The organism is Tunicatimonas sp. (assembly GCF_049647865.1).
GTDB lineage: Bacteria > Bacteroidota > Bacteroidia > Cytophagales > Cyclobacteriaceae > Tunicatimonas.
The window spans coordinates 1-8,226 of the sequence record NZ_JBARYM010000017.1 but is presented as its reverse complement, the minus strand read 5'-3'; the positions used below and the strand labels follow the sequence as shown (position 1 = coordinate 8,226).

Below are 8,226 nucleotides of genomic sequence, written 5' to 3'. Positions count from 1 at the left end.
GCCACAACAAAGCTGACTCGCATAGGGAGATAACTTTGCTGACTCAGGCTGATACAGGTACGAAAGATGATATGAACTCCCAGAAAATAGCTGACAGAATTGATGATAAAAGTAAGTAAGCTCACGTTCCGAAGACCGGTAAACGCTAGACTTTCGGTAACATCTAAGGTCCATTGAGAATTATAATAGATGCTCCGAATAATATCGTAGTGCCAAAAAAGGGCTAAGAAGCTTAGTAGCAACCCAGCTACCGAGAGAACCATTTTGGTGATAGGGGCAGTTTGCAGCAGCCTACGGTACAGTTGTGAGTCACGATAGTGCATAAACAGATACGCCACCATGATAAGAACAGCGATACTGTTTAGTAGTAAGTCGCCCAACGAGGGGTTGATTGAAGAAGCGGCGAACTGTTTTCCATCAAATAGACCGATGGGTAATATGCTGTAAGGGTAGTTGAAATAGATCATAACTGCTCGGAGAAGCAATAACGAAATAACAACAGTCGAGAGGGCTAAATCAATTTTCTGGCGACGAAGCTGCCGTTGTACTCTCCGGTATAAATTATACAGCAACAAAATAATAGCGATTGCGATCAGCGAAGTAACCAGCGCTTGGAATGACTTAGCTGTTTTGTGTTCGCGATAGCCAGTGGGGGGTACTTCGGTAAGCAGGGCAAATAGGGTGTGGTCTTGATAGTGAATAATTGTACTAGCTGCGTCTATTGCACTAACAGTACGTACATCTATTGTTTCTGGCTGGGGAAATAATCGTCGATTGTAGCCGGAATTTATGTATTGGTTATCAATGGTGGTCTCGTTCCTAATGAGCAGGAGTTGAAAGGTTTCGTAACCATTAATGGTATCACGATGAACAACATAACTGCCGTGGTCGAACTCTTTGAATTCGTAAGTAGCGTTGCCACTCACCTGTTCGTACGAAGGAACAAAACGGTAGTCAGACCAATACTGTAGTTCCTCCTGATGAAATACATAAAATGGGTGCTGATAATCAGTAGAGAAATCAGCGTGGGTGACCGAATCTAATTGAGCGAGCGTTCGCTGGATTTTTTTAGACTCGTCACTTAGCTGGTCGAGACTTTGAGTGATGTTACTTTGTACGTCGCGAAAATAGAGGTTTTCACTTCTAAAACTTCCAATAAAGAACAAACGAAGTACCAACGCTAATAGTAGCGCGATTACAGCAATAAACAGTGAAAGATTTTTAACTGTGAGCGTATACACCGCAGCGTTGTGGTCTGACCGAAGAAAATTACCCGGTTGATTGATCCTAATTACAAAAGCCTAGCCAAAAAATTTTACAGCTACTAGTAAACGTGCTTTTTTTGAAAAAATTCCGAAAAAAAGGAAGATGATTGCTGGAGACCAGAAGATTGAATACCAAAGCAAGAAAAAAGTATGATTATTTCAGTATGTAGTAACTTCGAGTCGTCCAGTAGGTGGTGTCTCCTACTAAACAAGTAGCCCAATATTGTCTGGTCATAAGTTTGTATCTAACAATGTATGCGTTAGGTAGTTGCTTTATCACAACTAAAATTATTTTTAACTCACAAACCAAAATTTTTTAATTATGGCAGTTCTAAAAGTTATCGAAATTCTTGCTAGTTCACCCAACGGATGGGAAGATGCCACCAAACAAGGTGTGGCTGAAGCGAGTAAATCAGTAAAAAATATCCAATCTGCTTACGTAAAGGAGCATAGTGTTAGCGTAGACAACAATCAGGTTACGCAATACCGAGTAAACCTAAAAATCACCTTTGCGGTAAATTCCTAAGGCGGAAACTGAACACTGGGAACCGGAAAAATTAAAGAGCAAAACGAGGTAAAAATCGTAAGTCTTTGTATTATTTTCCGGTCTCCTGATGCAGGACTTCGGTCTCATTGTCTGTTTCGTAGCGTAACGTTCTTCCCTTGAGCGTAGCGGGCAACCCTTTTTGCATCCAAGCGGGAGCAAGTTCATCTTTCAGATAGTGATCGAAAAACTGCTGCATGCGTCGAGTAAAGTCTTTCTGATTATGATACTTGGTCACCCAATGGGGTTCGCCATTGTAGTTAAGCAGCCAAGCCGGTTTATTAAGGCGACGTAAAGCGACAAATAGCTCAATACCTTGCTCCCACGGCACCGCCGTATCTTCATCATTATGCAAAAGCAGTAGTGGGGTTTCTATTTTGTCAGCCATAAATAATGGCGAGTTTTCAATATACCGTAGCGGATACTCCCATAGCGAACCACCAATTCGGCTTTGCGTGCGCTCGTACTGAAACATCCGGCTCATGCCGCTTCCCCAACGAATGCCACCGTAGGCTGAGGTCATGTTTGATACGGGAGCTCCCGACTCAACCGCCCGGAATAAATTGGAGCGAGTAACAATATACGCGGACTGATAGCCTCCCCAACTGTGCCCCTGCATCCCGATACGATCAGGATCAACAAAACCTTTCTCCATAATATTGAGTGTACCCGATACTACTGCATTCAGCGCGCTTTCGCCCGGATAGCCTTCTTTGTACACAATATCGGGCACAAATAGCAAGTAGCCCCGGCTGACATAAAATGAAAAGTTAATAATCGATCGGCTGGGGGCGGGTGCCCGATGACTATGGAGGTTATTGGAGCTTCGCTCGTAGAAATACACCATCATTGGGTACTTTCGAGTTGGGTCAAAGTTTTCAGGCTTATATAGTATTCCGTCTAAGGGAGTGCCATCAGCTGACTTCCAAGAAACTAGTTCCGCGCTGCCCCATAAATAATCTTGCTGCTGCGGATTAGCATCGCTTAGTTCTTCGGCATTTTTAAAATCAGTACTACTTAACCATACATCAGGAAACTCGCTAAAGCTAGATTTGCGGTAGATGATTTCGTCGCTATCTTGCGCCTTTTGCAATCCGTAAAATCGATAATCGTCCAGCACCAATTTTTCTGGAGGGCGGTTATTTCCGGTATGCTCCTGAAAGTAACCGCTTTGCCTGGTTTTACGGTTAAAAGCGGATACAACAATTTCATCATTACCAGGAATGAAATGAGCCTTGGGGTCTAACTTCTGGTAACGAAACGCTAGAGCATTTTCCCGTCCGTACCCATTGGTTAGGTTTGTTGCTTCTAAAGATATTGGATCAATTTTCCAAATATCATAGTAATCGTAGATTAGAATATGTTCATCATCTTCCGTCCATCCTGCTGAGCCATAAGCTCCGGGTAGAGCAGGTACGTCGTTTAGCTCGTAATAAAAGTTAGCGTCAATATCCTTGGTTAGATTCACTGTCTTTTCGCTAGCAATATTATAGGCGTGCCAACTGCTATCGTTTGATTCGTACCAGTAAGCATATTTTCCACCAGGAGATAGTTTCGGGTATCCGGTGGTGTTCTCAGCAAATTTTTTGGCTTCTCCGGTGCCAACATCCACTAAATAAGCATTGCGACGAAAAGGATATTCCCACGAGATTTGCTTACGGTAGGGAGTATCATCAATACCAATAGCGTAGCTCAACCGTTTATCCGGATCAAACTGAATATCTGGTATTTCTTTATTTCCTAGTTGTTGAATTTGCTGAGATACTAAATTATAGACTGCCTTGTACGACCGTTTTTGCTCTTCTTCTTGTTGTTCTAGCTGCATTGGTTGAATAAACGGGTCTTGCCACGACCAAATATCTACCTTCACCCGTTCTTCGTCCAGCAACGTGGTATCTTCTTCGTAGGCGTACTGCACCGGGCGCGGAGCGGTAGCAAAGAACAATTGTTGTCCATCGTAAGAAAAGTCAACCTTGCCATGCTCACTTACCATCCAGTTGTCCGGCAACGCAGTGGTTGTAGTGTCTGCAACTAACGTTGCTTCGCTATTTTCCGTCCACAAATACAAATGATGGTAGCGATTCTCAGCTTTTAAACTATCGTCACTAGCTAAGAAGGCTGCTGAATTACCATCACGACTTATCGCTAACTGTTTGTACGAAGTGTGGCTTGTATCAATTGATAATAGGCTTTGCGATTCGGTAGTAAACACCTTTACCCCCGCGCTTCCGGTAGAGTCGCCGGCTACCTGGGTGAAAGCTAGCCGACGGCCGTCTTCAGAAAAGAAATACGCATCTACTCGCTCATAATGCCACTCTTCCTTCGTTTCCAGATTAACCAGCACTAATTCATTGCCTTCTGGCTGATCAGGTTCTTCCTTCAGTACCGAGAACAGTTGATCTTGATCAGTTTGTGTACTGTCTTCTTGAGATTCAGCAGCACTATCTAGCGGGCTTTCGTGCAGAAACGCTAACCATCCGCTGGCTTTTTCTGGTAATCGGTACGATTTTACTCGCTCGTATTTGCCCGCTATTTGGTTATTCTCAAGGTTGACAAAAACTAGTGAGTCTTTGGGTAATTCTGCCTCCTTTTTCTCAGCCAGCTTCATATGTCGCACTGAATCGTAGGGTGGTGCTATTTTAAAAGCTACAAAACGGCTATCGTGGGTAAACGCTGGGTGCTTTCCCCGTGCGAAAGTCTGGGGTTCCGTTTCATCAGTATCGTGGAGGTAAAGAGTGCCATCGCCCTGCGCCGGATTCACTTCGTATACTACGTGTTGACCATCGTTAGAAATATAAGGAGCATCAATATTTTTCCAATCGTCGTAAACATCGTGGGTAAGTGGTTTTTTCTGAGCGAGTCCTATTTGCGATAAGACAATGATAATAAAAATGGTGAGATAAGTTATTTTCTGCATAGTTAGGAGTCGGTTTTGTAGCTATAGAAGGAAGAATTACTCATTCGTAATTGAAGAACAATATCCTGCTTATCTTTGCAAAATAAAGATATTTTACTTTTGAACCACGCTGTCAAAACCTACAACACAAAAAGTTTTAAAGAAAGCTTCCTCAACCCGAATCCGGAGGTTAGCAAGTTTTTTGATAGAAGCGACCACGATTTTTTCTGTTTGCGAATAGAGGATATAGTAGCTCATGCTAAAATTCCGATTCCGCCCTCTCGGGAAGAGGGCCATACCCTAATTTTGGTCTTGGAAGGTCACTATGATCTGAGAATAGGAAGTCAGGAATATCGGGTGAGAGAAGGTGAGCTTGTCATTCAGCAAGCGGGTAGCATTTTTCGGTAGATCGTATCAACCGTCTTAATAAAGGTTTTGCCTGCCACTTTCACCTCGAGATGTTAATTGGCCGAGCGAGCAGTCAATCGGTTTTAGCAGAATTTGAATTTCTGAATGTCTGGTCGAATTCTTTAGTACAGTTTGATGATGATAAACGTCCTTTTATCATCAATCTTTTCCGACGGTTGCACAACGAGTACATTAATAATCTAAAACCAAATTTTAACATTATTCATGTCTACCTTTACTTAGAATTTTTAAGAGCTAATCAGGTAAACCTGTTACCTTTGCTCTCGAAATGAGTTGTTGATTATTATGATTTGATCTTGTGCTTAGGAATCTCACACTGCTTATATTTAGTATTATTCTTTTGAGTAGCCAACTAAGCTGGGCGCAAGTTTCATTGGTTGTCTCCCCCGCCCGAACGAATGTAGAGGAGGGTGAAATTTTTTCCGTCGAGGTAATTGCTCAGACTGGCAATCAGTTAATAGATGAAGCTAGCGTTTTTTTGCTTTTCAATCCTAAAACTGTTCAGGTACAGTCATCTGATGCCAGCCCTAATCTACCGGTTGCGTTAACCCCCATTAGCTTTGATAATACTACGGGCTTAATAAGCTATGCTTACAGCACCTTAGATAATCTACCTAGTGGGGATGTTCTTCTTTTTACAGTAACGTTCAAAGCTATCGCTACTTCATCTTCTATTCTGATCTTTACTAGTGTAGGAGGGAACTCTACCGAGCTTAGCTACCAAGGGGTAAGTGTACTTAGTGAAAACAGAGGAGGAAGGATAGCTGTGGGTAGTGCTATTCCGGACGGCGACAGTGATGGTATACCGGATGATGTAGACAATTGTCCGAATACCGTTAATGCAAATCAAGCTGATTTGGATGAAGATGGTATTGGAGATGTCTGCGACGGTGATGCAGACGATGACGGAATTGCTACTAGCGAAGACTGCGATGACCTAAATGCTGAGCTAGGTACAGCAGGTACTTGGTACGCCGACAACGATGGTGATGGGTTTGGCAACCCTAACGTTTCTACCGAAGCCTGCGAACCGCCTGAGGGTTTTGTTACGGACAACACCGACTGCGATGATAGTGAGGCAAGCATTTATTTAACAGCTGAAGAAATTCCTGACGATGGTATCGACAACAATTGTAATGGGCAAATAGATGAGAATGCTGCGCTTTGCCAAGCAGGTTTTATACTTCAAGAGTTTTGGTTTGATGTTGCTGGCATTAATACTACTGATATACCATACTTAGACATTCCGCAAGCGGTAGAAACTCTCACCCAGTTTGCTTCGCCAATTAATGTTGGCGCTAATTACGGCTCGCGCATCCGAGGATACTTATGTCCGCCAACCAGTGGAGAATACACATTCTTTATAGCTGGCGATGATAATTGTGAGCTTTTTCTCAGTAGTGATGCTACGGAAAATAATAAGGTGAAAATAGCTGAAGTTCCTGACTGGACTAAAGTAAATGATTATACCAAATACCCTGCTCAGCGGTCGCAATCGGTTAGGCTGGAAGCCGAGGCTATTTACTACATTGAAGCTTTGCATAAAGAAGGGGGCGGCGGCGATCATCTATCGGTAGCTTGGCTACCACCCGAACAAACGGAGCAAACCGTGATTCCCGGACAATATTTAAGTCCGTTTGCTCCAGCGCTGCGACCGGCTGATACACCGGGTTAATGTACAATCTGGAGTAGAAGCTTACTACTACGAAGGACGTTGGGATCGTATCCCTGATTTTAATTTGGAAAATCTGGAGAATGCAGGTATTGAAGAAAACTTCTCGCTGGATCAGCGTTTGCGTAACAATAACTTTGGCTTTTTTTTTGAAGGGTATATAGAAGTTCCCGCTGATGGCTACTACACCTTTACTATAGGTTCTGATGATGGCAGCCAGTTGCTCATCGGAAATCAATTAATTGTTGACAATGATGGATTACACGACTACCAGGAAAAGTCAGGCACCATTGGTTTGGAAGCTGGACTGCATCAAATTACAGTTCGCTACTTTGAGCAAAGAGGTGGCGAATCACTGAACGTGTTCTGGCAAAACTCTTTAAACAATAAGGCCGAAATTCCCGCTACAGTGCTTTTCAACAACGGTCTAAATTGATCTTTAGTACTCCTGATGGTTCAGTTCAGATTAGGTTCGAGCACTACGAAACGATAACTTGAAAGTCAATCAAGCAAACCGGTTATATTTACTCGCTTTAAAGCTACGGGGTAGATTTAAGATGACTACCAAAGTAGTTTTGCCGGATAATTGGCAAATTTTGGATCGTTAGATATGAGTGTCATAACTTCACTGATAGCTGACTAATGATATGACTGTCTAACGGATCACGGTGCTTTGCTTGATACGGAAGATTCTCTAATGTTGTCAAATGAGCGGTTATAATAAGTAGAATCTCAACCTTTCTAATAGCTATCTGCTGCAGGATTTCACCAATATTAGCCTCTAAACTAAGCTTCCCGATGCTACGCTTAATAGCAATTTTCCACAGGCTCACGACAGTGGTGAAAACAAGGTTTTTAATATCTTCAATAGTCTCGCTAACTATCTTTGGAAGGCGCGGATTATCTTCCAGTGAGAAAATCACTGCTTGGGTATCAAGAAGATAACGCATCAATCCGGCATATACTCTCGGAAGTCTTCCATCGGCTCATTGAAGTCGTCAGCCATATAAGTGACTACTCCTTTCATGCACCCTACCAACCCTCGCTTTTCCGGCTTATTGAGTTGAGAAGCTTTTTTATTAAGCTCTTCGCTTAGATGCTCAATACTTTCGCGTATTTTAGTTTTTAATTCAATAGCACTCATTTCAATCAGTATAAAGAAGCTTATATAACCCTTCAATAGTAAACGCAAGCACAGTTCTCTAGTTTACGGGTGAAGATGGAATGACAGAAGAACTGAAGAACTGAAGAAATTATACTTCTTCAACCCTTCAACCCTTCAACCCTTCAACCCTTCAACCCTTCAAAGATTGACGGAAACTATTACCTTTGCCAGCGAAAAAAAGCGGTAACTATATGATTCGATCTCGTGCTCAAGAGTCCCGGGCGGCCATTGAGAAATTGTACATCACCATGCGGC

Annotated in this window: 8 protein-coding genes; 4 read left to right on the top strand and 4 right to left on the bottom strand. The window is 42.7% G+C overall.

What is annotated here, in order from left to right; all coding sequences use genetic code 11:
- A partial coding sequence (locus WBA23_RS00550) for a hypothetical protein (protein WP_424580279.1) occupies positions 1-1,241 on the bottom strand: 1,241 nt, incomplete at its 3' end.
- 346 nt (positions 1,242-1,587) lie between these two features.
- On the opposite strand from WBA23_RS00550, the gene WBA23_RS00545 reads away from it, so the two are divergent.
- A complete protein-coding gene (locus tag WBA23_RS00545) occupies positions 1,588-1,791 on the top strand; it encodes a dodecin family protein (protein ID WP_424580278.1) in 204 nt (67 codons plus the stop codon).
- A 70-nt stretch (positions 1,792-1,861) separates the two neighbouring features.
- On the opposite strand, the gene WBA23_RS00540 is transcribed toward WBA23_RS00545, so the two are convergent.
- Complete coding sequence (locus WBA23_RS00540; protein ID WP_424580277.1) at positions 1,862-4,726, bottom strand: prolyl oligopeptidase family serine peptidase; 2,865 nt, start codon at positions 4,724-4,726, stop codon at positions 1,862-1,864.
- Positions 4,727-4,825: 99 nt separating this feature from the next.
- Between WBA23_RS00540 and WBA23_RS00535 the strand changes: the two genes are divergently transcribed.
- The 3 genes from WBA23_RS00535 to WBA23_RS00525 all read left to right on the top strand — a co-directional run bounded on the left by WBA23_RS00535 (position 4,826) and on the right by WBA23_RS00525 (position 7,242).
- Positions 4,826-5,113 (top strand): hypothetical protein, encoded by a 288-nt coding sequence (locus tag WBA23_RS00535; RefSeq protein WP_424580276.1) that lies wholly within the window; start codon positions 4,826-4,828, stop codon positions 5,111-5,113.
- A gap of 361 nt (positions 5,114-5,474) precedes the next feature.
- A complete protein-coding gene (locus WBA23_RS00530; protein ID WP_424580275.1) occupies positions 5,475-6,809 on the top strand; it encodes a PA14 domain-containing protein in 1,335 nt (444 codons plus the stop codon).
- Positions 6,772-7,242, top strand: a complete 471-nt coding sequence (locus WBA23_RS00525; RefSeq protein WP_424580274.1) for a PA14 domain-containing protein — start codon at positions 6,772-6,774, stop codon at positions 7,240-7,242. The genes WBA23_RS00530 and WBA23_RS00525 overlap by 38 nt, the downstream gene beginning before the upstream one ends.
- Positions 7,243-7,423: 181 nt before the next feature.
- Here the strand turns inward: WBA23_RS00525 and WBA23_RS00520 are convergent, their stop codons facing one another.
- On the bottom strand, positions 7,424-7,756 hold the full coding sequence (locus WBA23_RS00520; protein WP_424580273.1) for a type II toxin-antitoxin system VapC family toxin: 333 nt from the start codon (positions 7,754-7,756) through the stop codon (positions 7,424-7,426).
- Complete coding sequence (locus WBA23_RS00515; protein ID WP_424580272.1) at positions 7,756-7,950, bottom strand: DUF2281 domain-containing protein; 195 nt, start codon at positions 7,948-7,950, stop codon at positions 7,756-7,758. The genes WBA23_RS00520 and WBA23_RS00515 overlap by 1 nt, the downstream gene beginning before the upstream one ends.
- Positions 7,951-8,226 lie beyond the last annotated feature (276 nt).